21 protein-coding genes and 1 tRNA gene are annotated in these 22,498 nt (G+C 68.0%); 15 read left to right on the top strand and 7 right to left on the bottom strand.

The features are described 5' to 3' along the window. The first annotated feature begins 4 nt into the window (after positions 1 to 4). The 4 genes from mqo (at position 5) to MRBLWH13_RS10785 (ending at position 4,229) form a co-directional block, all read left to right on the top strand. Positions 5 to 1,435 carry a malate dehydrogenase (quinone) gene (gene mqo, locus MRBLWH13_RS10800; protein WP_341958289.1) on the top strand — a complete coding sequence of 477 codons (1,431 nt, stop codon included), beginning with the start codon at positions 5 to 7 and terminating at the stop codon, positions 1,433 to 1,435. A 7-nt stretch (positions 1,436 to 1,442) separates the two neighbouring features. Beyond that, on the top strand, positions 1,443 to 2,096 hold the full coding sequence (locus MRBLWH13_RS10795) for a thymidine kinase (RefSeq protein WP_341955055.1): 654 nt from the start codon (positions 1,443 to 1,445) through the stop codon (positions 2,094 to 2,096). Positions 2,097 to 2,235: 139 nt separating this feature from the next. Further along, complete coding sequence (locus MRBLWH13_RS10790) at positions 2,236 to 2,958, top strand: FCD domain-containing protein (RefSeq protein ID WP_341955054.1); 723 nt, start codon at positions 2,236 to 2,238, stop codon at positions 2,956 to 2,958. Positions 2,959 to 2,969: 11 nt separating this feature from the next. Next, the gene (locus MRBLWH13_RS10785; protein WP_341955053.1) at positions 2,970 to 4,229 is read left to right on the top strand and encodes an alpha-hydroxy acid oxidase; all 1,260 of its coding nucleotides are present in this window, start codon (positions 2,970 to 2,972) and stop codon (positions 4,227 to 4,229) included. Positions 4,230 to 4,241: 12 nt separating this feature from the next. Here MRBLWH13_RS10785 and MRBLWH13_RS10780 read toward each other — a convergent pair whose 3' ends face one another. The 6 genes from MRBLWH13_RS10780 to MRBLWH13_RS10755 all read right to left on the bottom strand — a co-directional run bounded on the left by MRBLWH13_RS10780 (position 4,242) and on the right by MRBLWH13_RS10755 (position 10,056). Beyond that, a complete protein-coding gene (locus MRBLWH13_RS10780) occupies positions 4,242 to 5,087 on the bottom strand; it encodes a DUF1295 domain-containing protein (RefSeq protein WP_341955052.1) in 846 nt (281 codons plus the stop codon). A gap of 53 nt (positions 5,088 to 5,140) precedes the next feature. Next, a complete protein-coding gene (locus MRBLWH13_RS10775; RefSeq protein ID WP_341955051.1) occupies positions 5,141 to 5,896 on the bottom strand; it encodes an HAD-IIB family hydrolase in 756 nt (251 codons plus the stop codon). Further along, complete coding sequence (locus MRBLWH13_RS10770) at positions 5,893 to 6,369, bottom strand: VanZ family protein (protein WP_341955050.1); 477 nt, start codon at positions 6,367 to 6,369, stop codon at positions 5,893 to 5,895. The genes MRBLWH13_RS10775 and MRBLWH13_RS10770 overlap by 4 nt, the downstream gene beginning before the upstream one ends. Positions 6,370 to 6,435: 66 nt before the next feature. After that, positions 6,436 to 6,512, bottom strand: a tRNA-Pro gene (locus tag MRBLWH13_RS10765). A gap of 53 nt (positions 6,513 to 6,565) precedes the next feature. Continuing rightward, complete coding sequence (locus MRBLWH13_RS10760) at positions 6,566 to 7,501, bottom strand: metallophosphoesterase (protein WP_341955049.1); 936 nt, start codon at positions 7,499 to 7,501, stop codon at positions 6,566 to 6,568. Beyond that, positions 7,498 to 10,056, bottom strand: a complete 2,559-nt coding sequence (locus MRBLWH13_RS10755) for a penicillin-binding protein (RefSeq protein WP_341955048.1) — start codon at positions 10,054 to 10,056, stop codon at positions 7,498 to 7,500. The genes MRBLWH13_RS10760 and MRBLWH13_RS10755 overlap by 4 nt, the downstream gene beginning before the upstream one ends. A gap of 78 nt (positions 10,057 to 10,134) precedes the next feature. On the opposite strand from MRBLWH13_RS10755, the gene MRBLWH13_RS10750 reads away from it, so the two are divergent. Together MRBLWH13_RS10750 and MRBLWH13_RS10745 are read left to right on the top strand one after the other, a co-directional pair. Then, the gene (locus MRBLWH13_RS10750) at positions 10,135 to 10,359 is read left to right on the top strand and encodes a hypothetical protein (protein ID WP_341955047.1); all 225 of its coding nucleotides are present in this window, start codon (positions 10,135 to 10,137) and stop codon (positions 10,357 to 10,359) included. Further along, on the top strand, positions 10,356 to 10,814 hold the full coding sequence (locus MRBLWH13_RS10745; RefSeq protein ID WP_341955046.1) for a RidA family protein: 459 nt from the start codon (positions 10,356 to 10,358) through the stop codon (positions 10,812 to 10,814). The genes MRBLWH13_RS10750 and MRBLWH13_RS10745 overlap by 4 nt, the downstream gene beginning before the upstream one ends. 57 nt (positions 10,815 to 10,871) lie before the next feature. Here MRBLWH13_RS10745 and acs read toward each other — a convergent pair whose 3' ends face one another. Then, positions 10,872 to 12,839, bottom strand: a complete 1,968-nt coding sequence (acs, locus tag MRBLWH13_RS10740) for an acetate--CoA ligase (protein WP_341955045.1) — start codon at positions 12,837 to 12,839, stop codon at positions 10,872 to 10,874. Between the two features lie 412 nt (positions 12,840 to 13,251). On the opposite strand from acs, the gene MRBLWH13_RS10735 reads away from it, so the two are divergent. From MRBLWH13_RS10735 to MRBLWH13_RS10695, 9 genes are all read left to right on the top strand, one after another. Next, positions 13,252 to 14,265 carry a TadA family conjugal transfer-associated ATPase gene (locus MRBLWH13_RS10735; RefSeq protein WP_341955044.1) on the top strand — a complete coding sequence of 338 codons (1,014 nt, stop codon included), beginning with the start codon at positions 13,252 to 13,254 and terminating at the stop codon, positions 14,263 to 14,265. Then, positions 14,259 to 15,155, top strand: coding sequence for a type II secretion system F family protein (locus MRBLWH13_RS10730; RefSeq protein ID WP_341955043.1), 897 nt, complete (start codon positions 14,259 to 14,261; stop codon positions 15,153 to 15,155). The genes MRBLWH13_RS10735 and MRBLWH13_RS10730 overlap by 7 nt, the downstream gene beginning before the upstream one ends. A gap of 51 nt (positions 15,156 to 15,206) precedes the next feature. Then, complete coding sequence (locus MRBLWH13_RS10725) at positions 15,207 to 15,404, top strand: DUF4244 domain-containing protein (RefSeq protein ID WP_341955042.1); 198 nt, start codon at positions 15,207 to 15,209, stop codon at positions 15,402 to 15,404. Then, positions 15,404 to 15,748 (top strand): TadE family type IV pilus minor pilin, encoded by a 345-nt coding sequence (locus MRBLWH13_RS10720; RefSeq protein ID WP_341955041.1) that lies wholly within the window; start codon positions 15,404 to 15,406, stop codon positions 15,746 to 15,748. Before MRBLWH13_RS10725 ends, MRBLWH13_RS10720 begins: the two co-directional genes overlap by 1 nt. Before the next feature lie 28 nt (positions 15,749 to 15,776). Next, a complete protein-coding gene (locus MRBLWH13_RS10715) occupies positions 15,777 to 16,106 on the top strand; it encodes an Rv3654c family TadE-like protein (protein ID WP_341955040.1) in 330 nt (109 codons plus the stop codon). A gap of 98 nt (positions 16,107 to 16,204) precedes the next feature. After that, complete coding sequence (gene topA, locus MRBLWH13_RS10710) at positions 16,205 to 19,042, top strand: type I DNA topoisomerase (RefSeq protein ID WP_341955039.1); 2,838 nt, start codon at positions 16,205 to 16,207, stop codon at positions 19,040 to 19,042. After that, positions 19,039 to 19,668: a dTMP kinase gene (tmk, locus tag MRBLWH13_RS10705; RefSeq protein ID WP_341955038.1), complete on the top strand. Its 630-nt coding sequence runs from the start codon at positions 19,039 to 19,041 to the stop codon at positions 19,666 to 19,668. Before topA ends, tmk begins: the two co-directional genes overlap by 4 nt. Before the next feature lie 68 nt (positions 19,669 to 19,736). Beyond that, positions 19,737 to 20,894 carry a DNA polymerase III subunit delta' gene (locus MRBLWH13_RS10700; RefSeq protein WP_341955037.1) on the top strand — a complete coding sequence of 386 codons (1,158 nt, stop codon included), beginning with the start codon at positions 19,737 to 19,739 and terminating at the stop codon, positions 20,892 to 20,894. Next, positions 20,891 to 22,447 (top strand): alpha/beta hydrolase, encoded by a 1,557-nt coding sequence (locus MRBLWH13_RS10695; RefSeq protein ID WP_341955036.1) that lies wholly within the window; start codon positions 20,891 to 20,893, stop codon positions 22,445 to 22,447. The genes MRBLWH13_RS10700 and MRBLWH13_RS10695 overlap by 4 nt, the downstream gene beginning before the upstream one ends. The last annotated feature ends 51 nt before the right edge of the window (positions 22,448 to 22,498 follow it).

Raw genomic sequence — 22,498 nt, 5'->3', positions numbered from 1 at the left:
CATCATGAGCGCCACCCTGGGTACCCTTCTGCACGAGCTGCAGCCGGATTGGAAGATCGTCGCGTTCGAGCGACTCTCCGATGTGGCTCAGGAGTCGTCGAACCCCTGGAACAACGCGGGCACGGGCCATGCGGCGCTCTGCGAGCTGAACTACATGCCGCAGCAGAAGGGCGCACCCCTCGACCCGGCGAAGGCCGTCTCGATCAACGAGCAGTTCCAGCAGAGCCGTCAGTTCTGGTCGTCGCTGGTCGATCGGGGAGTGCTCGACGCTCCCTCGACCTTCATCAACGCCACACCGCACATGACGTTCGTGCGCGGTGAGAAGGACGTCAAGTACCTCAAGGATCGCTACGAGGTGCTCAAGAAGCAGCCGCTGTTCGACGGCATCGAGTACAGCGAGGACTCCCGCGTCATCAACAAGTGGGCGCCGCTCCTCATGCAGCAGCGCCGCAAGGGCGAGCCGTTCGCCGCGACCCGAGTGCCGGCCGGCACCGATGTCGACTTCGGCGCCCTGACGCACCAGCTCTTCGACCACCTCACCGACTCGGGCGTGACGCTGCGCACCAACCACGAGGTCAAGAGCCTGAAGAAGCAGAAGGACGGCACCTGGCTGGTCAACTACCGCACGACCATCGGGCGTACCCCGAACCAGATCAAGGCGCGGTTCGTGTTCGTCGGCGCCGGCGGCTGGGCGCTCAAGCTTCTGCAGCGCTCGGGCATCCCCGAGATCAAGGGCTACGGCGTCTTCCCGATCGGCGGTCAGTTCCTCAAGACCTCCAACCCGAAGATCGTCGCGCAGCACAAGGCCAAGGTCTATTCGCAGGCTTCCGTGGGCGCTCCGCCCATGTCCGTGCCGCACCTCGACACACGCGTGGTCGATGGCGAGGCATCGCTGATGTTCGGTCCGTTCGCGACCTTCAGCCCCAAGTTCCTCAAGAACGGCTCGATGCTCGACATCGTGTCGCAGGTGCGCACACACAACCTGTGGCCGATGCTGCGGGTCGCTTTCGCGAACCCCGACCTCATCACCTACCTCGTCGGCGAGCTGATGAAGAACCACGCCAAGAAGGTCGACAGCCTCCGCACGTTCATGCCCACGGCCAAGGACGAGGACTGGACACTGATCGATGCCGGTCAGCGTGCACAGGTGATGAAGAAGGATGCCAAGAAGGGCGGCATCCTGCAGTTCGGCACCGAGGTCGTCGCGGCGGCCGACGGATCGATCGCGGGTCTGCTCGGCGCATCGCCCGGCGCATCCACCGCCGTGCCGATCATGCTCGATCTGCTCAAGAAGTGCTTCCCCGCCGAGTACCCGGGATGGGAGTCCGAGCTGCGCGAGCTGATCCCCACGTTCGGCGAGAAGCTGAACACAGATGCCGCGCTGGCCGCGAAGTCCACCGCGGCGACTGCCGCCACGCTCGGCATCAACGAATAAGCGGCCTGTGGCGAAGCTCTACTTCCGCTACGGGGCGATGAACTCGGGCAAGTCCACTTCGCTGCTGCAGGCCGCGTACAACTACGAGGAGCGCGGGCAGCATGTGCTGCTCGCCAAGCCCGAGATCGACACCAAGGGCGCGTCAGAGATCGCGAGTCGCCTCGGCGTCACGCGTGAGGTCGACTACCTCATCGCGCCGGACGCCGACGTCCGGGCGCTCTTCGGCGAGCATCGTGAGCGAGTGCGCCGCGCCGTCGCCGGTGAACCGGTCCGCGGTGGATCGGTCGACGTCGCCTGCCTTCTGATCGACGAGGCGCAGTTCCTCACCGCCGAGCAGGTCGACGATCTCTTCCGCATCGCGATCGAAGACGGCATCCCCGTGATCGCCTACGGCATCCGCAACGACTTCCTCACCCATGCCTTCCCCGGTTCGGCTCGCCTCCTCGCCATCGCGCACTCCCTCGAGGAGCTGAAGACGATCTGCCGCTGCGGACGCAAGGCGGTCTTCAACGGTCGTGTGATCGGCGGACGCTTCGTGTTCGACGGAGACCAGGTCGCCATCGACGAGGGCGCGGACGGTTCTGTCGCGCCCGAGGTCACGACCTACGAGTCGCTCTGCGGGGCGTGCTACCTCGAAGAGTCCGGCGGACGCCTGGGCTGACAGCCTGCGACCGCCCCCGCCTGCGGGCGGTGTCCTGCCATGCCCGGATTGCGTGGTCTGACCACACACGCTACTGTGGTCAGACCACATAGCGTGCGTCGAAGGTCGACGACGCCGACGCGAACGACGAGGAGAGCGGATGCCCGAGCAGCCCGCCCGCGCCTGGCGACTCGTTCTCGAACACGTCGAGCGAGACCTGCTCGACGGTCGTCTCGGTCCCGGCGACCGACTCGCCTCGGAGCGCGACCTCGCCGCCGACCTCGGCGTAGGACGATCGAGCGTCCGCGAGGCGTTGAGGGTGCTCGAGGTCATGGGCCTCATCCGCACGGCGACGGGTTCCGGGCCCCAATCGGGCGCCATCGTCATCGCGACCCCGACCGGAGGCATGTCGACGCTGCTGCGTCTCCAGGTCGCCGCTCAGGGCTTCCCCCTGACCGATGTCGTACAGACGCGTCTGCTGCTCGAGGATGCCGTCGCCGCGGCCCTGGCCGGCCAGCAGGACCCGGATCTCTCTGCGGCGCACAGGGTCCTCGATGCGATGGATGCCGAGGGTCTGACCTCCGCCGAGTTCCTCGCTCTCGACGCGCAGCTGCACCTCGCGCTGGCTGAGTCGAGCGGCAACACGGTCGTCGCGGCGATCATGGCCGGGCTTCGCACCGCCATCGAGTCATACGTGCAGGAGGGGGCGGCATCCGTCGCCGACTGGGACGCCATGGCCGACCTCCTGCGCGCCGAGCATCGCGCGATCATCACGGCCATCGCCGCGGGTGACGCGACGACAGCGCAGGCCCTCGTGCGAGCGCACATCACCGGCTACTACACGGCGGCGGGACTCACCCGCAGCACCCGACCCACCGACTGAGAGGACACGACATGGTCCAGCGCCAGCTTCCCAATCCCGTAGAGCTGCTCGAGCTGATGAAGTTCAAGAAGCCCGAGTTCGATGGCAAGAAGCGCCGCCTCGACTCTGCGCTGACGATCGACGACCTGCGCACCATCGCCAAGCGCCGCACGCCGAAGGCGGCGTTCGACTACACCGACGGCGCTGCTGAGGGAGAGCTCTCGCTCACGCGTGCGCGCCAGGCCTTCCAGGACGTCGAGTTCCACCCCGGCATCCTGCGCCCGGCTCCCTCGGTCGACACGTCCGTCGACATCCTCGGCGGCCCGTCCGCGCTTCCCTTCGGCATCGCGCCCACGGGGTTCACGCGCCTCATGCAGACCGAGGGCGAGGTCGCGGGAGCCGGCGCCGCCGCCGCCGCAGGCATCCCGTTCACCCTGTCGACCCTGGGTACGACGTCGATCGAGGGCGTCAAGGCGGCGAACCCCCACGGCCGCAACTGGTTCCAGCTGTATGTCATGCGCGACCGCGAGATCTCGTATGAGCTGACTCGTCGGGCGGCCGCCGCCGGTTTCGACACCCTGCAGTTCACGGTCGACACCCCCGTCGCGGGCGCGCGCCTGCGGGACAAGCGCAACGGCTTCAGCATCCCGCCCCAGCTGACGCTCGGGACGATCATCAACGCCATCCCTCGTCCGTGGTGGTGGTACGACTTCCTCACGACGCCCAAGCTCGAGTTCGCGTCGTTGAGCACCACCGGCGGCACCGTCGGCGAGCTGCTCGACGCCGCGATGGACCCGACCATCAGCTACGACGACCTCGCGGTGATCCGTGACATCTGGCCCGGCAAGATCGTGATCAAGGGCGTGCAGAACGTCGAGGACTCGGTGCGACTGCGCGACGCGGGCGTCGACGGCATCGTGCTCTCGAATCACGGAGGGCGCCAGCTCGACCGTGCGCCCATCCCGTTCCACCTGCTGCCGGAGGTGCGCAAGGCGGTCGGCGACGACTTCACCGTCATGATCGACACCGGCATCATGAACGGCGCCGACATCGTCGCCGCGGTCGCGCTGGGTGCCGACTTCACGCTCATCGGCCGCGCCTACCTGTACGGCCTGATGGCCGGTGGCCGAGCGGGCGTCGACCGCACGATCAGCATCCTCCGCACCGAGATCGAGCGCACGATGCGCCTGCTCGGGGTGGCCTCGCTCGCCGAGCTCGAGCCCGCGCATGTCACGCAGCTCACGCGCCTCGTGCCCGTGACGCGCGCTGCATCCGACGCGGTGGTGCGCTGACGCGGTCCTCGATCAGGCCGCGGGCTCGGCGACGCGTCGGGTCCGCGGCGGCCAGGGGACGAGCATCGACGTGGTCCGGCGGTACTCGGCGTACGCGGGATACTTGCTCGCGGTGATCGACTCGGTGAAGATCGTGGATCCGATGAACAGGATGCTGAGCAGGAACGGCCCGATCACCGTCCAGTTCAGCGCGCCGCCGAGGAAAGCGGCACCCGAGGCGACCGCAGCCGTCGCCCCGATCGCGTAGAGCGCCCACCATTGGCTCTGCTCGAAGAAGAAGTTGGGGTGACGGCTGACGCGGAACAGCCCCTCGGTGGCGAAGCCGGGGGCCAGCGTGCCGCCCGCCTGCTTCTTGCGTCGATGAAACTCCCACTGCTGCTGGTCTGCGACGGTCTCGCCGACGAGCAGCGCCAGGAAGATCGCGGCGAACACGAGGTCCCACGCGTTCAGAGGAGCAGGATGCTGCAGGGCGATCTCTGCCGGCAGCGTGATCAGCACGAGCAGTGTCATCTGGTACCCGATGATGAACAGCAGGTTGAAGAGCTGGAACTGCCACGGCTTCATGCGTCTGCGAAGGATCGCCCACCGGTAGTCCTCCATGCCGGTGTACCCGCCCTTGCGGGCGAAGTTGTAGGTCAGACGCAGGCCCCACAGGGTCACGAGCACGGCCATGAGCACCAGACGGCTCGCGTCCTGACCGCCGGCGAGGGCCGTGCCCGCGAAGATCCACACGTAGACGACCGGCACGATCGACCAGGCGCGGTCGACCCACGAGGTGTCGCGAGTGACGAGCGACAGGATCCAGCACGCCGCGCTCGCGACGGCCGCGGTCAGGATGACGATCAGCAGCGGTTCCATACCGACATGCTAGAACTCCGTCGTCCGTGCGGGCCGGAGGCAGGGGCCGAGCGTCAGAGCGTGGGGAGGAGCGCCTCGAGCTTGTCGGCGGTGTCCTCCCAGCCCTCCACTGCCACGGAGGGCACACCGATCGCGAGCACGGGGTAATCGTTGCCGCCCTCGTCGAGACGGTCACCGTAGAACAGCATGGAGGTCAGGGGGATGCCGGTGTGCTCGGCAAGCTGCCGCATCCCGTAGGCCTTGTCGATCCCGGCGAGGGTGATGTCGATCGACGTCGAGCCGCCCGAGCGCACCTCGAGGTCGGGAAGGCGGGCGGCCACGGCATCCCGCAGCGCCTCGCGCTTCGCTCCGGACGGATCCCAGTCGCGCTTCGCATCATGCGGAGCCTTCTGCCCGAGGGCCGAGAAGGTGATCTGCGAGCCGCGGTCCTCGAGGATGTCGCCCCACGGTTCCGCCTCCCACAGCCCCAGGCGCTCGGCCTCCTCGCGCAGCGCGGTCAGCGCACCGGTCTTCTGCTCGGCAGTGAGATCCTGCGCGTACACGGGAGCGAAGTCCGCGCCGTCATGACGCAGATACCGGGTTCCGCACGTCGGAAGCAGATGCAGTCGTGCGGCCGTGGTGGCATCGATATCGCCGAGCTGGGCGATGACCTGTGAGCGGAACTGGGCCTCGTTCCCGCCCGAGATGATCGCGACGTCGACCCTCTGCATCAGCGCGAGCAGCAGCGAGGCGATGCGGGGGTCGATGGCGCCCTTGGAAGGGGCGAGGGTGTCGTCGAGATCGAAGGCTACGAGATCAGGCGAGGTCATGATGCTTCCAGATTACGGGGTGGATGGAGAGAGCTCTGAGGCGCGAACAGCAGAGTGGCGGCGATCGCGATGAAGACCCCGATCAGGGCGCCGCCCGAGTTCGCGATGACGTCGGTCACGGTGGCGGCACGATGCGGCAGTGCCACACGCTGCGCGATCTCGATCGAGAGCGACAGCGCGGGCCCCAGGATCACCGCGAGCGGCCAGAGGCGCCGAGGCACGAGCACGAACGCGAGGATGCCGACGGGTACGAACACGAGCACGTTCGCGATGATCTCGAGGCGCGTGAAGTCGAGCGACTCCCAGCCCAGCCGGTGAGCCGCCGAGAGCACGAGGTCGAGCAGATTCGGCATCGTCTCCTCGACCCGCGCGGGGGTGAGGGTGAGCAGCGCGAGCCCCGCGAGGAAAGGGATGCCGAGGACGATCGCGATGCCGCGAGTGAGGCGACGCGGGGGAGGGAACAGGGTGCTCACGCCGTCCCTTTCGCTTCGGTCCTGGTACAGAGAAGGCCGCCCGTGAGGGCGGCCTTCCGGTGTTACTGGTCGGGGTGACAGGATTTGAACCTGCGACCTCTTCGTCCCGAACGAAGCGCGCTACCAAGCTGCGCCACACCCCGTTTTGCAACCCTCCGAGTCTACAGCGAAATGCCCTCAGCGCCGAATCGAGGGGTCAACCGCGCGCCGTCAGCGTGAGCAGCGTCGCCTCGGGGCGGCACGCGAAGCGCACGGGCGCATAGATCGAGTGCCCGCAGCCGGCGCTGACATTGAGGGGCACGGTGCGCCCGCCCTGCGTCCACGTGCTCAGACCCTTGGCCTGCTTGAGCGGGATGTCGCAGTTCGCGACGAGAGCGCCGAAGCCGGGGAGGCACACCTGCCCGCCGTGCGTGTGCCCGCCGAAGATCGCATCCGCACCGAGCTCGATGTAGCGGTTCATCACGCGCTGGTACGGCGCATGCGTCACTCCGAGCACCGAGGTGCCCGGTTCCCGCGGACCGAGCGCGTCGATGGCCGTCGGCAGATCTTCGAGGCGATCCCACTGCCGGTGCGCATCGCTCACGCCGAAGAAGTCGAGCGTGTCGCCGGCGACGGTGAGCCGAGCGGCCGTGTTGTTCAGGTCCGTCCAGCCGAGCTCGTCGGTGAAGAATGCGTCCATCGCATCGGTGTCGAGGAACGTGGGCTCGTGGTGCCGCTGCGAAGGGCCGGCGAAGTAGCGGATCGGATTGCGGGGCGATGGACCGTTGACGTCGTTCGAACCGTGCACGAACACGCCGGGGATGCCGGCGAAAGGCTCGAACGCCCGACGGATCCCCTCGAGGCCGTCGCGGTGCCCGAGGTTGTCGCCGGTGTTGATGATGAGGTCGGGCTTCAGCTGCGCGAGCGAGGCGAGCCAGTCCTGCTTGCGATGCTGCCACGGCGCCATGTGCGCATCCGAGATGTGCAGCACGCGCAGCGGTGCGGATCCGGGAGCGAGAGCGGATGCCGTCGCCTCGCGCACGGTGAAGAGGTAGCGCTCGATGCCGATGCCCCACACAGCTGCCGCAGCACCAGCGGCCCCCACCGCGCCGAGCGCGATGAGGGCCGGGTGTGCCGTTCGTCCTGAGGTCACTGGCAGGTGACCGAGATCGCCGTCGACTTGTTGGTCGCGGTGTTCGCGGGCGGGTTCGTGCTCGCCACGACCGCGTTCGGCGGGTTGCACGAGTTGTCGAAGGAGATCGACGAGAACCCTGCGCCGAACAGCGCGTTCTGTGCGGCGGCCTTCGGCTGCCCGGTGATGTCCGGCACGGTCGTTCCCTGGCCGTTGCTCGGCGAGATCGTGACCGTGGCGCCGCTCGGGGCCTGACCAGAGGGGTCCTGCGCGACGATCACGTCACCGGCGGGGCCGTCGGCGGGCGCGCCGACCACGACCTGGAAGCCGGCGTTCTCGAGGGTGGCGGTCGCCGTCGCGGTGTCCATCCCGATCACGGACGGGACATCCGTCAGAACCTGCTTGCTCAGGTTCGCATCGGGCTGCGGGAACGCATCGCCGCCGTAGATGTTGTTCGCCGCGCGCTGCATGGTCTTGGCGAGCTCGTAGCGCATAGCGTTCAGGGCAGTGCCGCCCCAGCTCTGCTTGAGGATGCTGGCCTGACCCTCCGAGCGACCGACCCAGATCGCGGTGGTGACCTTGGTGCTCGACTCGATCATCATGGTTCCCCATGACTCGTGGGTACCGGTCTTGCCGATCAGCGGGGTTCCGTCGTTCGTGTTCGCCTGTCGACCGGTTCCGCCGTTGATGACGCCCTGCAGTGCGAAGGCCGCAGTCGCGGCGACTTCGGGCGAGATCACCTGCGAGCACTTCGACTCCGGGATCGGCAGGTCCTTGCCGTCGGCGTCGACCACGCGGTCGATCGCCTTCGGGGTGCAGTAGATGCCGCCGTTCGCGACGGTGGCGTAGGCGCCGGCCATGGCGAGCGGGGAGATGTACTTCGAGCCCAGGATGTCGTAGGGGGCCGGGCTGCCGTCGGTGGTCTTGCCGCCGTTGGCGAGAGTGACGCCCATGCGGTCGGCGACGGCGTTGATCTTGCAGAGGTCGAGCTTCTCGGCCATCGCGAGGTAACCGCTGTTGAGCGAGTCGGCGGTGAACTTCATGACCGTGCCGGTGTATCCGCCGGCGTTGTTGAAGTTCTGGATCTTGGTCGTGTTGCGGATCCCGTCATCGCCGCACTTGAACTTCGAGAAGACGCGGTTGGTGCCGTTCAGGGTCTCTCGCACCGAGTGGCCCTCTTCAAGCCAGTCGATGAGGGTGAAGAGCTTGTACGTCGAGCCGACCGAGAATCCGTTGGATCCACCGTGCGCCTTGTCGGTGCCGAACACCAGCGCGGTGTACGCCTGGTCGCCCTGGATCGTCTCGCTGAAGGTGGTGTTCTGCGTGATCGCGAGCACGCGACCCGTGCTGGTCTCGAGCGAGATGCCCGCCGCGCCGAAGTACTGGTTGTCGTAGTTCGCCGGAACGGTGTTCGCCATGACCTCGGCGCCCGCGCTCTGGATGTCGATGTTCATCGTCGAGTAGATCTTGAGTCCACCCTGACGAAGCAGGTCGCGGCGCTCCTGCTCGGTCTCGCCGAAGGCGGGGTCGTTGAGGACGACGGACTTCACGTACTCGCAGAAGTAGGCGCTGCGAGCCACGTTCCCGGCCGACACGCAGCCCTGCGTGGGCTGCGTGATCGCGGGAGTGATCGGGGAGGCGTCCGCCTCGTCGAACTGGGCCTGCGTGATCTTGCCGAGTGCGAGCATGCGGTCGAGCACATAGTGACGGCGATCCAGCGTCTGGGCATAGCCGTCCGCCTCGCTGTTGTGTCCGACGCCGTCCTCGTCCGTCCACGTGCCGGCGGGCCGGTCGATCCGGTACTGGTTCGGGTTCTGCACCATGCCGGCGATCGTGGCGGCCTGCGCGACCGTCAGGTTCGCAGCCGTGGTCGAGAAGTAGTAGTTGGCCGCCGACTCGATGCCGTACACCGTGCCGCCGAAGTTCGCGATGTTGAGGTACCCGAGCAGGATGTCGTTCTTCGAGTACTCCTTCTCGATCTGCAGGGCATAGCGCATCTCCTGCAGCTTGCGCTCGATGCCCTTGGCGCCGACCGCGTTGGTCGCATCGGCCCAGCACTGCTGAAGGTCGTCGGCGTAGGTGCCCGACGCGGGGTCGGCCTCCTGCTCGCACTCCTGGATCAGCACGTTCTTGACGTACTGCTGCGTGATGGTCGACGCGCCTCGGTCGTCGGTGCCGCGCAGGTTGTCGACCAGGGCCTTCGTCGTCGCGCCGACGTTGATGCCGCCGTGGCTGAAGTAGTCCTTGTCCTCACTCGAGAGGACCGCGTCGAACACGACGGGGTTGATCTGCTCGTACGTCACAGGCACGCGGTTCTGCTCGTAGAACGATGCCAGCTCGACCGGGGTCCCGTCGGATGCGGTCGCGTAAATCGTCGACTGCTCCATCGGCCGGTTCACCTGCAGGTTCGCGGGGAGGTCTTCGAAGATCGTGAGGGCCTGGGATCCGGCGATACCCGTCATTGCGAGAACAGGGGTGACGCTGGCCGCGACGAGGAGGCCGGCTACGGCGCTGAGCCCGACGAGTCCGAGGACTCCGCCGAGCGCACCTTTCACCGTGCGATTCTTTTGAGGCATACGCTTGATCGTAGGGGAGTTCCCTGAATACCGCCTTTGACGCATCCGCGCACGCGGATGCGGCCAGACAGGAGTGCCATGACCACGTGGGAGTACCTGACCACCCCGCTGCTGATCCACAACACCGCTGCGATCCTCAACAACTGGGGCAAGCAGGGCTGGGAGCTCGTGCAGGTCATCCAGGGACCGGAGGGGGGACTCGTCGCCTACTTCAAGCGTCCGGTGACCGCAGATGCCGCAGGCAACGCCGGTCTCGCAGCGGCCGCCGAGGCGTCCCGCCAGTTCGACGAGGGCGCGGCATGAGCGTCTCCGAGCGACTGAGCGAACTCGGCATCGAGCTGCCCGCGGTCGCCGCCCCCGTCGCGGCCTACGTCCCCGCGGTCGTGCACGCCGGTCTCGTCTACACCTCCGGCCAGCTGCCCTTCTCGGGTGGAGCGCTGCCCGCCACGGGCAAGGTCGGCGCCGAGGTCTCCGCCGAAGACGCGAACGCCTACGCCCGCACCTGCGCTCTCAACGCCCTCGCGGCGGCTGCGGATGCCGCAGGCGGTGTCGACCGGATCGCCGGAGTTCTCCGCGTCGGCGGCTTCGTGGCATCCACTCCCGACTTCACCGGCCAGCCCGGCGTCATCAACGGCGCGAGCCTCGTGCTCGGCGAGATCTTCGGCGATGCCGGCCGACATGTGCGCGCCGCAGTCGGGGTGCCCGTGCTGCCGCTCGACAGCCCGGTCGAGGTCGACGTCGTCTTCATCCTCGCCTGAGTCTTCATATGCAGAACGCCCCCTCCCGAATCCGGGAGAGGGCGTTCTGCATATGGGCTACTTGACCTGGGCCGAGATGATGCTCATCACGGCAGTGTCGGCCAGTGTCGTGGTGTCGCCGACCTCGCGGCCCTCTGCGACATCGCGCAGGAGGCGTCGCATGATCTTGCCCGAGCGGGTCTTCGGCAGCTCGCCGACGATGTACACATCGCGCGGTCGTGCGATCGCACCGATCTGCTCGCCCACCCACAGACGCAGCTGCTGTGCGAGGCCGGCGGGGTCGTGAGCGGAGAGGTAGCTCTCCTTGATGATGACGAACGCGACGACGGCCTGACCGGTGGTCTCGTCCGCGGCGCCGACGACCGCGGCCTCGGCGGTGGCCTCGTGCGCGACCAGCGACGACTCGATCTCGGCCGTCGAGAGGCGGTGGCCCGAGACGTTCATGACGTCGTCGACGCGACCGAGCAGCCACAGGTCGCCGTCGGCATCAAGACGCGCGCCGTCGCCCGCGAAGTAGTAGCCCTGTTTCTCGAACTTCTCCCAGTACGTCTCCGTGAAGCGCTCGGGATCGCCCCAGATGCCGCGGAGCATGCTCGGCCACGGCTCGGTGACGACCAACAGGCCGCCGTTGCCGTTGCCCACCTCGGACCCTGACTCGTCGACCACATCGATCGAGATTCCGGGAAGCGGTACCTGCGCCGAACCGGGCTTGGTCGCCGTGACGCCCGGAAGCGCCGAGACCATGATCGCGCCCGTCTCGGTCTGCCACCACGTGTCGACGATCGGGGTCTTGCCTGCGCCGATCACATCGCGGTACCAGATCCATGCCTCGGGGTTGATGGGCTCGCCCACCGAGCCGAGCAGGCGCAGCGACGACAGGTCGAACTTCGCGGGGACGCTGCGACCGATCTTCATGAACGAGCGGATCGCGGTCGGAGCGGTGTAGAAGATCGAGACCTTGTACTTCTCGATGATCTCCCACCAGCGGCCGGGGTGCGGAGCATCCGGTGTGCCTTCGTAGATGACCTGGGTCGCGCCGTTCGCGAGGGGGCCGTAGGCGACGTAGCTGTGGCCGGTGATCCAGCCGATGTCGGCCGTGCACCAGTAGACGTCGGTCTCGGGGTGCAGGTCGAACACGTATTTGTGCGAGTAGGCGGCCTGGGTGAGGTAGCCGCCGGACGTGTGCAGGATGCCCTTGGGCTTTCCGGTGGTGCCCGAGGTGTAGAGGATGAACAGAGGATTCTCGGCGGGGAACGCCTCGGCGGTGTGCTCGGAGGATGCCGCGGGGACGACCTCGTGCCACCACAGGTCGCGGCCCTCTTCCCACTCGACCTCGTTCTCGCCGCGCTTGACGACGAGCACGTGCTCGACCGTCTGCTGTTCACCGTCGCCCCGGTCGGCCAGCGCCTGGTCGACTGCGGGCTTGAGAGCGGACACTCGGCCCTTGCGGTATCCGCCGTCGGCGGTGATCACGAGCTTCGCACCGGCGTCGTCGATGCGCGAACGCAGGCTGTCTGCGCTGAATCCGCCGAACACGACGGAGTGGATGGCCCCGACGCGGGCCACCGCGAGCATCGACGCGACTGCTTCGGGGATCATCGGCAGATAGATCGCGACACGGTCGCCGTGGCCGATCCCGAGCCCCTCGAGCACATTGGCGACGCGCTTGACCTCCTCGGTCAGCTCGGCGTAGGTGATCGACCGGGAGTCCCCAGGCTCACCCTCCCAGTGCAGCGCGACGCGGTCGCCGTTGCCCGCCTCGACGTGCCGGTCGAGGCAGTTGTAGGCGACGTTGAGCTCGCCGTCGTCGAACCACTTCGCGAACGGGGGAGTCGACCAGTCGAGCACCTGCGTGAACGGCTTGTGCCACTCCAGGAGCTCGCGGGACTGCGCGGCCCAGAACGCCTCGCGGTCGGCTGCAGCGCTCTCGTACAGGGCCGGTGACGAGACCGACCGGGCGACGAACTCCTCGGACGGCGGGAACTGGCGGGTCTCATCGAGAAGATGATCGATCTGACTGCTCATCGGCAGACGCTCCTTTGCGGCATGGCAGGTACTGCGGGCGTGACCGTGCGGGGGCACGATCAGGTCAGGGCGAATCTAGTCCCGGCCACCGACGTCGCATACTGTCGAAAGTAGGTAGTGCGACCGGTTTTGTCAGGACGCTTGCCTTGCGTACACTCGACGTCAGCCGAATTCTCATTCTGGCCTTGGCGTGCCCGATTCCCCCATGAGGGACGCCGTGGGCGGCATCTCATTCCCCCCGTGAGATGCCGCCCTCTCTGTCCGGGAGCGCTCTCACGGATAGCGCGTCTCTGCGCTGTCGTGAACCGCATTCCCTCTGCACGGACGACGGCCGTCCGGGGTTGCTCACAGGGCGTGACCACATGCCTCGCGACGGTGGATGCAGGGCTGACCCCTCGCCTACTTTCGGGGGATGCCCGATCCGTTCATCCTCCAACCACGCGGTGTCTCCTCGTGGAGCGCAGAACTCCGCTCCGGCGCGCACACACCCCTGACGGTCGACCCGGTGTTCGGCCCGCTCGCGGAGCACTGCGCCGATGAGGCGGTCACCGACATCTTCGTCAACGGCGCCTCCGGACTCTTCGTCGATCGCGGTCACGGCGCCGAACCCGTCTCCGAGTGGAGTGCATCCGAACGCGAGGCGCGCGACCTCGCCGTCGCACTCGTCGGCCTCGGCGGCAGACACCTCGACGATCAGGCGCCGTGCGTCGACGTGAGGCTGGAGTCCGGCATCCGGGTGCACGCGGTGCTGGCACCGATCTCCACGAAGGGCACGGCGCTCTCGATCCGCGTGCCGCGGGTGCGCGCAGCCGACCTCGATGCGCTGGCTGCGCTCGGCTCCTTCGACGCTCGTCAGCACAGTTGGCTTCGGGGGCTCGTGGCGGAGCGCGCGAACATCCTCATCACCGGGGGCACGGGCACGGGCAAGACGACGCTGCTGTCAGCACTGCTGTCGGAGGTACCGACCGCTGAGCGCATCGTCACGATCGAAGACGTGGCCGAGCTGAGGCCGCGGCACCCTCACCATGTCGCACTCGAGGCCAGGCAGCCGAATCTCGAGGGTGCGGGCGGCATCAGCCTGGCGAGACTCGTGCGTGAATCGCTGCGCATGAGACCCGACCGGCTCGTCGTCGGCGAATGTCGGGGTGAAGAGGTCAGAGAGCTCCTCACCGCGCTGAACACCGGACATGACGGCGGCGCAGGCACCCTGCACGCCAGCGGACTGAGCGATGTGCCCGCGCGCTTGGAGGCGCTCGGTGCCCTCGCCTCGATGGACGCCACGGCGCTCGCGCGCCAGGCGGTGAGTGCGTTCACCGTGGTCCTGCATCTCGAGCGAGCGCCGGGCGGGCAGCGACGCATCGCACAGGCGGGGGAGTTCACGCTCACCGGCGATCGCCTCGGCATCGACGAGGTCCGACCGTGGTGAGCGTGCGACGGCGGGGTGTGCTCGACACCGGCGCAGACACGGCGACGTCGGTGCAGACCCTCGCGGTGCTGCTGCAGGCGGGCGCGGTGCCCGTGGTCGCGTGGCGTCATCTCGCCTCGATCGGCGACGTCCACGCCGAGTCGATCGTCGCTCGAGTCGACGCGGGTGCGTCGCTGATCGCCGCGATCGACGCCGAGGGCGGCTCGTGGCGGGATCTCGCCGCTGCGTGGGAAGTGGCAACGATCGTCGGAGCTCCGCTCGCAGAGGTGCTGAGGATGATCGCCGAGACGATTCGCGACGCGGCATCCGCCGCCGATGATGTGCGCATCGCCCTGGCCGAGCCGGCCGGCACCGCCCGATTGCTCCTCTGGATGCCGTTCGCCGGACTTCTGCTCGGGTTCGCTCTCGGATTCGACACGGTCGGCGTGATCGTGGGAACTCCGGCCGGCGCGGGCTGCGTCGTCGCCGGCCTGCTGCTCGTCCTCGCGGCGCGCGGGTGGACCGCCCGTCTGCTCAGGCGCGCTCGTCCCGAACCGGGCACTCCCGGCATGCGGGCAGAGCTCATGGCCGTCGCCCTGTCCGGCGGTGCCTCCATCTCACGCGCCCTGCGCCTCGTCGACGAGAGCCCCGCATCGCACAGGGGGGACGACGCTCGAATCAGCTCGGTGCTCGAGCTGTCGCGCTCCGCCGGCGTGCCCGCCGCCGAGCTTCTCCGTGCCTCCGCGGGACAGGAACGCCACGCGTCCCGCGTAGAGGGCCGAATGCGCGCGGCGAACCTCTCGACGAAGCTCCTCATTCCGCTCGGGGTCTGCACGCTGCCGGCCTTCCTCCTGCTCGGGGTCGCCCCTCTCCTGCTGAGCGTCCTCCGATCGACACCGTTGCCGCTGTGACGGCCGCGCCACCGGATGCTCCGAGCATCCGCCCAAAGAAAGAAGGAATCCATGAACACCGTCCCGCAACTCACCCGCAGCCGTGCAGCGTCGCTCTTCGGCGACGACAGCGGCGCTGCCACCGCCGAGTACGCGATCACGACCATGGCAGCGGTGGCCTTCGCCGGCCTCCTCGTCGTCATCATGAGATCGGACGAGGTGCGCGGCATACTCACCGACCTCGTCCGCCGGGCACTCACGGTGTCGTGATGGGCGCCGTCCGCGACGGGGAACGCGGCTCCGTCGCGGCCGAACTCGCGCTCGCACTCCCCGCGGTCGTGCTCGCACTGCTTCTCGGGGCGGGAGCGTTGGGAGCTGCGTCCCGTCAGGTCGCGCTTCAGGACGCGACGGCGGATGCCGCACGCCTGCTCGGCCGAGGCGAGGACGAGGGGGCCGCGGCGCGGGCCGTGAGCACGGCCGTCCCGGGAGCGGGGATGTCGACGAGTTCGTCCGGAGATCTCGTGTGCGTGTCCGCGCAGACGGACTTCGAGGTGGGCGGGCTTATCAGGATCGGGCTGCAGGCGTCCAGCTGCGCGCTCGCCGGAGGGCTGTGATGGGCGGCGCCGTGGGAGGGGAGGGCTGATGGCGGGCTCAGCACTCGCCGCCGGCCTCCTGTCGGTCGCCGCCGCGCTCTCGCTGGGCCTCGCCGCCGTCGGGGGAGCGGCGGTGACGGCGCAGCGCGCGGCCGGGGCGGCCGATGCGGCGGCGCTCGCCGCGGCGGACGCCACGAGCGGCGCGATTCCGACCGGCGAGGATCCGTGTGCGCTCGCCGCTCGGGTCGCCGCCGCCTCCGGCGCGACGCTCACCGAGTGCGCGGTCGACGGCTTTGTGGCGACCGTGCAGGTGAACGCGGCGTACGCTGGACTCGCTGCCGTCTCCCGAGCCCGTGCTGGGCCACCCGAGGGATCCTGACGGCGGCACGAAGCACTTTCCGGCGAAAATGCAGGCGACCACTGTGACCAACCCATCACGGCGGTGTGTATGGTGTGCTTCGAAGAAAGGACGCTCCCTTGGCTGAAGGCAAGAAGCTCGTCATCGTCGAGTCTCCGACGAAGATGCGGTCGATTCAGGGGTACCTCGGCGATGGCTACGAGGTGCTCAGCTCTGTCGGCCACATCCGCGACCTCGCAGACAAGAAGGACATCCCTGCCGCCGACAAGCAGGCATACGGGAAGTACTCGATCGACGTCGACAACGACTTCGACCCTTATTACGTGGTGTCCGATCGCAAGACGAAGACCGTCGCCGAGCTCAAGCGTGCGCTCAAGACCGCCGACGAGCTCCTGCTCGCAACCGATGAGGACCGCGAGGGCGAGGCCATCGCGTGGCACCTGCTCGAGACTCTCAAGCCCAAGGTCCCCGTCAAGCGCATGGTCTTCCACGAGATCACCAAGGACGCGATCCAGGCCGCCATCGGCAACACCCGCGAACTCGACATCGACCTCGTCGACGCGCAGGAGACCCGCCGCATCCTCGACCGGCTCTACGGCTGGGATGTCTCGCCCGTGCTCTGGTACAAGGTCAAGACCGGACTCTCGGCCGGACGCGTGCAGTCCGCCGCCACCCGCATGATCGTCGAGCGTGAGCGCGAGCGCATGGCGTTCGTCTCCGCCGAGTACTGGGACGTCGAGGCGCTCGCCTCCTCGTCCTCCGGATTCACGGTGCGCCTGGTTCGCGTCGACGGCGGCCAGCTCGCCCGTGGCACGGACTTCGACGACGACGGAAAGCTCAAGAAGGCCGTCGTCGTCCTCGATGAGAAGAAGGCCACGGCGCTCGCCCACGCGGTCGATGCGGCAGGCGCCGGTTCGGTGACCAAGGTCGAGGCGAAGCCCGGAACCCGCAGTCCCTACGCGCCCTTCACGACCTCCACCATGCAGCAGGAGGCCGGGCGCAAGCTCTCGATGAGCGCCAAGCAGGCGATGAGCGTCGCCCAGCGTCTGTACGAAAAGGGTTACATCACCTATATGCGTACCGACTCCGTGGCGCTGAGCACCCAGGCGGTGCAGGCGGCCCGCAGCCAGGCCGTCGCGCTCTACGGCGACACCGCAGTGCCGCTCAAGCCGCGCGTCTACAAGTCGAAGAGCAAGAACGCGCAGGAGGCGCACGAGGCGATCCGCCCGTCGGGAGAGACCTTCCGCACGCCGAAGTCCGTGTCGTCCGAGCTCGACCGCGAGGAGTTCCGGCTCTACGACCTCATCTGGAAGCGCACCGTCGCGAGCCAGATGGCCGATGCCAAGTACGAGACGACGACGGTCACGATCGCCGTCGATGCCGCAGGGCAGAAGGCGGAATTCACGGCATCCGGAACCGTGTACACCTTCAAGGGCTTCCTCGAGGCGTACGAAGAAGGCCGCGACGAGAAGCGCAACGACAAGGACGCCGACGAGAACCAGTCGCTCCCGATCGTCGCCGTCGGCGACGAGCTGCGCATGTCGGAGGCCGAGGCCAAGGGCCACCGCACGACGCCGAAGCCGCGCTACACCGAGGCATCGCTGGTGAAGGCGCTCGAAGAGCACGGTATCGGGCGTCCCTCGACGTTCGCCAGCATCATCGGCACCGTGATCGACCGTGGGTACGCGACCAAGCGCGGCCAGGCACTCGTGCCGACCTGGCTCGCGTTCAGCGTCGTCCGTCTGCTCGAGGAGCACTTCGCCGACCTGATCGACTATGACTTCACCGCCGCACTCGAAGACGACCTCGATGCGATCGCCCGTGGCGAGCAGAAGCGCGTCGAATGGCTGCGTTCCTTCTACTACGGGTCCGACTCGCACGTCGGACTCCGTCAGGTCGTCGACAACCTCGGCGAGATCGACGCCCGTGCTCTGAACTCGACGCCGATCACCGATAACGCGACTCTGCGGTTCGGCAAGTACGGCCCCTACCTCGAGGTCGCGAACCCCGAGGCCCCGGACGAGAAGCCGCGCATCGTCAACGTGCCCGAAGACCTCGCGCCCGACGAGCTCACGGCGGCCAAGGCGCAGGAGCTCATCGACGCTCCGGTCGCCGGCGATCGTGTGCTCGGCACCAACCCCGACAACGGCAAGATCGTCGTCGTCAAGGACGGCCGGTTCGGTCCCTACGTGCAGGAGAACGACCCGGTGTCCGAAGACGCCGCCGTCGACGAGGCGACCGGCGAGGTCGTCGAAGCGCCCAAGCCGAAGCGCGGAGCGAAGAAGGCCGCAGCACCCAAGCCGCGCACCGCCTCGCTGTTCCGTTCGATGTCGGTGGACACGATCGAGCTCGATACCGCACTGCAGCTGCTCAGCCTGCCTCGCGTCGTCGGCAACGACCCCGAGACCGGCGACGAGATCACCGCGCAGAACGGTCGCTTCGGTCCGTACCTCAAGAAGGGCACCGACTCCCGGTCGCTCGAGAGCGAATCCCAGATCTTCGACGTGACCCTCGAGAAGGCCCTCGAGATCTACGCTCAGCCCAAATACGGGGCAGGTTCCCGCCGTGCGTCGAGTGCGCTCGCCGAGTTCGAGGCCGACCCCGTCAGCGGAAAGCCGATCCGCATCCGCGACGGCCGTTTCGGTGCATACGTCACCGATGGCGAGACCAACGTGACGATCCCGCGAGGCCAGAAGGTCGAGGACATCGCGTTCGAGACCGCTGTACAGATGCTGGCGGACAAGCGGGCGAAGGGTCCTGCTCCCAAGCGGGGCGCGGCGAAGAAGCCTGCGGCGAAGAAGGCTCCTGCGAAGCCCGCAGCGAAGAAGGCCCCCGCCAAGAAGCCTGCAGCCAAGAAGCCCGCGACGGATGCCGAGAAGGCGGCCGCGCGCTCCGCGGCAGCCAAGAAGGCGGCGGCGACCCGCGCCGCGAACGCCGCGAAGAAGGCCGGTTCGTGACGTCGGACTCCGGTGTCTGGATCACGCTCGAAGGCGGAGACGGCTCAGGCAAGACCACACAGGCCGAGCTTCTCGGAGAGTGGCTGAGCGGCGCAGGCCGAACCGTCGTGCGCACTCGCGAGCCCGGAGGGTCGGAGGTCGGTCAGCTGATCCGCGACATCGTGCTGCACCATCGAGGCGACATCGCTCCGCGTGCGGAGGCTCTGCTGTATGCGGCAGACCGCGCGCACCATGTGGCCACGGTCGTCCGACCCGCGCTGGCCCGAGGCGAGGTCGTGCTGCAGGACCGCTACCTCGACTCGTCCGTGGCCTATCAGGGTGCTGGCCGCGTGCTCGACGGCGATGAGGTCCGCAACCTCTCGCTGTGGGCCGCCGAGGGGGCTTTGCCCGACCTCACGGTTCTGCTCGACCTCGATCCCGAGTCCGCTCGCGTGCGTCTCGACTCTGCGGACAAGCCCTTCGACAGGCTCGAGGCAGAGAAGACCGAGTTCCATGCGCGTGTCCGTGAATCCTTCCTCGCACTGGCGGCGGCCGAGCCCGATCGATTCCTCGTCGTCGACGCGTCGGCGACTCCGGAGGCGATCGCCGCGCAGATCCGCGAGCGCGTCGCGGCCCTCCTCGGCTGAGCACTCTCAGGCTCTTCGCATCACCCGGGAGTGACGCGCACGTCCGTGCTCCCGATTAGGCTGAGTCCATGCCCCAGACTGTCGCCGCCCCCTTCCCGTGGGCCGACGTGTGGGGGCAGGACGCCGCCGTCGAGACGCTGCGCAACGCGGCATCCGATCCGACTGCGCTCTCGCATGCGTGGCTGATCACCGGGCCTCCCGGCTCGGGGCGCTCCACCCTCGCCCACGCCTTCGCGGCCGCTCTGGTCGCCGATCACCCCGACGACGAGGCGGCGATGCGTCAGGTGCTCGCGGGTACTCATCCCGACGTGACTGCCCTGCGCACCGACAAGGTCATCATCACGATCGCCGAGGCCCGCGCCCTGGTCGAGCGTTCTTATTTCGCACCGTCTGCCGGCCGTTACCGAGTGATCGTGGTCGAAGATGCCGATCGCATGGTCGAGCGCACCTCCAACGTCCTCCTGAAGGCACTCGAGGAGCCGCCCGAGCAGACCGTCTGGATCCTCTGTGCGCCCAGCGAGGCCGATCTGCTGCCGACGATCCGCTCTCGCGTGCGCTCGCTGCGACTGCGCGAGCCCGACGTCGCAGACGTGGCGCGGCTGATCACGCTCCGCACCGGCGTCGACGAGGCGGTGGCCGAACAGGCCGCTCGTCACGCGCAACGTCACATCGGCATGGCTCAGCGTCTGGCCACCGACGACGCGGCCCGCAGGCGTCGTGACGAGACCCTGCGATCGGTACTGGGAGTCCGCGGCGTCAGCGACGCGGTCGAGGTCGCCGGGCGCATCATCCAGGCAGCCACCGACGATGCCAAGGCGCTCACCGCCGAACGCGATTCGGCCGAGCGTGCGAGTCTGCTGCGCACGGTCGGCATCGCCGAGGGCCAGGCCGTGCCCCCTGCTCTGCGTTCCCAGATCTCCGCGCTCGAAGACGATCAGAAGAAGCGTGCGACCCGCAGCCTGCGCGACGGGATCGACAGGGTGCTGACCGACCTGCAGTCGCTCTTCCGCGACGTGGTCATGCTGCAGTTCGGCCGCGATGGCGAACTGATCAATCGCGAGCTCCGCGAAGAACTGGCGGCTCTGGCTGCCGCCTGGCCCGAGACCCGTACGCTTGTCGTACTCGACCACCTTGCCGACACTCGCCAGTCGCTGGAGCGCAACGTCGCCCCGCTTCTCGCACTCGAGAGCTTGCTCGTGACTGTCACGAGCGGGAGGACACCGTGAATACTCGACCGACTTCCCGCATCCGACGCGCCGTGGCCGTGATCGCCGGTCTCGCTGCCGCATCCGTGGCGCTTTCCGGCTGCCTGTACGCGATGATCCCCGAGGGGGCTGAGCCGAAGCCTTCTGTGACCAACGCGCCGGACACAGAAGGTGTCGCAGAAGACCTGCTGCCCTTCTACGGGCAGACGCTCAGCTGGACCGAGTGCGGCACGGGCTTCGACTGCACCGACGTGACCGCCCCACTCGACTGGGAGAACCCCGGAGAGGGCGAGATCACCCTGTCGGTCGTGCGTCACCAGGCAGAGGGCACGTCGCAGGGGTCGTTGCTGACCAACCCGGGAGGTCCCGGTGCCAGCGGCGTCGAGCTGGTCCGCGACAGTCTGGACTTCGCCGTCGGTGCCGACCTGATCCAGAACTACGACGTGATCGGGTTCGACCCGCGCGGCGTCGGACAGTCGAGCGCCGTCACCTGCTTCGATGCGGCGGGCATGGACGACTATCTCTACACGATCCCCGCCGCTCCGCGGGGGAGTGCCGAGTGGGAGGCTGAGCTGCTGCAGGCGCACAAGGAGTTCGCCGACGCGTGCGAGGCGAACAGCGGCGGCATCCTGCCCTACGTCACGACGATCAATGCGGCGCGAGACATGGACTTGATCCGTGCGGTACTCGGCGACAAGCAGCTGAACTATCTCGGCTACTCGTACGGCACCTTCCTCGGTGCGACCTACGCCGATCTGTATCCCGAGAAGGCGGGGCGCCTCGTGCTCGACGGTGCCATCGATCCGGCGGTATCAGGTCTCGACGTCGGAGCGACCCAGGCGATCGGCTTCGAGTCCGCGCTCCGCGCCTACATGCAGGACTGCCTGGATTCGGGTGAGTGCCCGTTCAACGGGTCGGTCGATGAGGCGATGGCCGACCTCGGTGCACTGCTCGCGAGCGTCGACTCGTCGCCCCTCGAGAACGGCGACGGACGCATGCTGGGCGCCGACGCGCTGATGACCGGCATCATCGCTGCGCTGTACTCGGCCGACAGCTGGACCTACCTGACGCAGGCATTCGATGAGGCCCTCCAGGGCGACCCGACGACAGCGTTCTTCCTCGCCGACTTCTACAACGGTCGGGAGAACGGCAGCTACCTCGACAACTCGAGCGAGGCGTTCCGCGCGTACAACTGCATGGACTATCCGGTCGAGGACGACCCGGCGGCCGAGGCCGCCACCACGGCGAAGATCGCCGCGGGCGCACCGACCATCGCCCCCTACTGGAACGGTCCCGACTCCTGCTCGGTGTGGCCGTACCCGCCCACCGGCACCCGAGGCGAGATCACGGCAGAGGGTGCAGGGCCCATCCTCGTCGTCGGCACCACCAACGACCCGGCGACGCCGTATGAGTGGTCCGAGTCGCTCGCAGACCAGCTCGAACAGGGCGTTCTGATCACCCGCGTCGGCGAAGGCCACACCGGGTACAACAAGGGCAACACGTGCGTCGACAGCGCTGTGGAGGCCTTCCTCCTCGACGACGTCGTGCCCGAAGACGGCCTCCGCTGCGAGTGATTCGGGCTCGATTCGCGGTGCGGCCCCGGAACGGGTAATATCGATGATCGC

The sequence above is a fragment of the Microbacterium sp. LWH13-1.2 genome, assembly GCF_038397735.1.
Classification (GTDB): Bacteria; Actinomycetota; Actinomycetes; order Actinomycetales; family Microbacteriaceae; genus Microbacterium.
The sequence above is the reverse complement of the archived record's forward strand: the minus strand, read 5'-3'. Positions and strand labels throughout refer to the sequence as shown.

Coding starts and splice junctions, on each gene's coding strand:
- MRBLWH13_RS10750 (WP_341955047.1), top strand. CDS start 10,135: ATGACCACGTGGGAGTACCTGACCACCCCGCTGCTGATCCACAACACC.
- mqo (WP_341958289.1), top strand. CDS start 5: ATGAGCGCCACCCTGGGTACCCTTCTGCACGAGCTGCAGCCGGATTGG.
- MRBLWH13_RS10780 (WP_341955052.1), bottom strand. CDS start 5,087: ATGGAACCGCTGCTGATCGTCATCCTGACCGCGGCCGTCGCGAGCGCG.
- MRBLWH13_RS10755 (WP_341955048.1), bottom strand. CDS start 10,056: ATGCCTCAAAAGAATCGCACGGTGAAAGGTGCGCTCGGCGGAGTCCTC.
- MRBLWH13_RS10775 (WP_341955051.1), bottom strand. CDS start 5,896: ATGACCTCGCCTGATCTCGTAGCCTTCGATCTCGACGACACCCTCGCC.
- MRBLWH13_RS10785 (WP_341955053.1), top strand. CDS start 2,970: ATGGTCCAGCGCCAGCTTCCCAATCCCGTAGAGCTGCTCGAGCTGATG.
- MRBLWH13_RS10725 (WP_341955042.1), top strand. CDS start 15,207: ATGAACACCGTCCCGCAACTCACCCGCAGCCGTGCAGCGTCGCTCTTC.
- MRBLWH13_RS10745 (WP_341955046.1), top strand. CDS start 10,356: ATGAGCGTCTCCGAGCGACTGAGCGAACTCGGCATCGAGCTGCCCGCG.
- acs (WP_341955045.1), bottom strand. CDS start 12,839: ATGAGCAGTCAGATCGATCATCTTCTCGATGAGACCCGCCAGTTCCCG.
- MRBLWH13_RS10715 (WP_341955040.1), top strand. CDS start 15,777: ATGGCGGGCTCAGCACTCGCCGCCGGCCTCCTGTCGGTCGCCGCCGCG.
- MRBLWH13_RS10720 (WP_341955041.1), top strand. CDS start 15,404: ATGGGCGCCGTCCGCGACGGGGAACGCGGCTCCGTCGCGGCCGAACTC.
- MRBLWH13_RS10735 (WP_341955044.1), top strand. CDS start 13,252: ATGCCCGATCCGTTCATCCTCCAACCACGCGGTGTCTCCTCGTGGAGC.
- MRBLWH13_RS10700 (WP_341955037.1), top strand. CDS start 19,737: ATGCCCCAGACTGTCGCCGCCCCCTTCCCGTGGGCCGACGTGTGGGGG.
- MRBLWH13_RS10790 (WP_341955054.1), top strand. CDS start 2,236: ATGCCCGAGCAGCCCGCCCGCGCCTGGCGACTCGTTCTCGAACACGTC.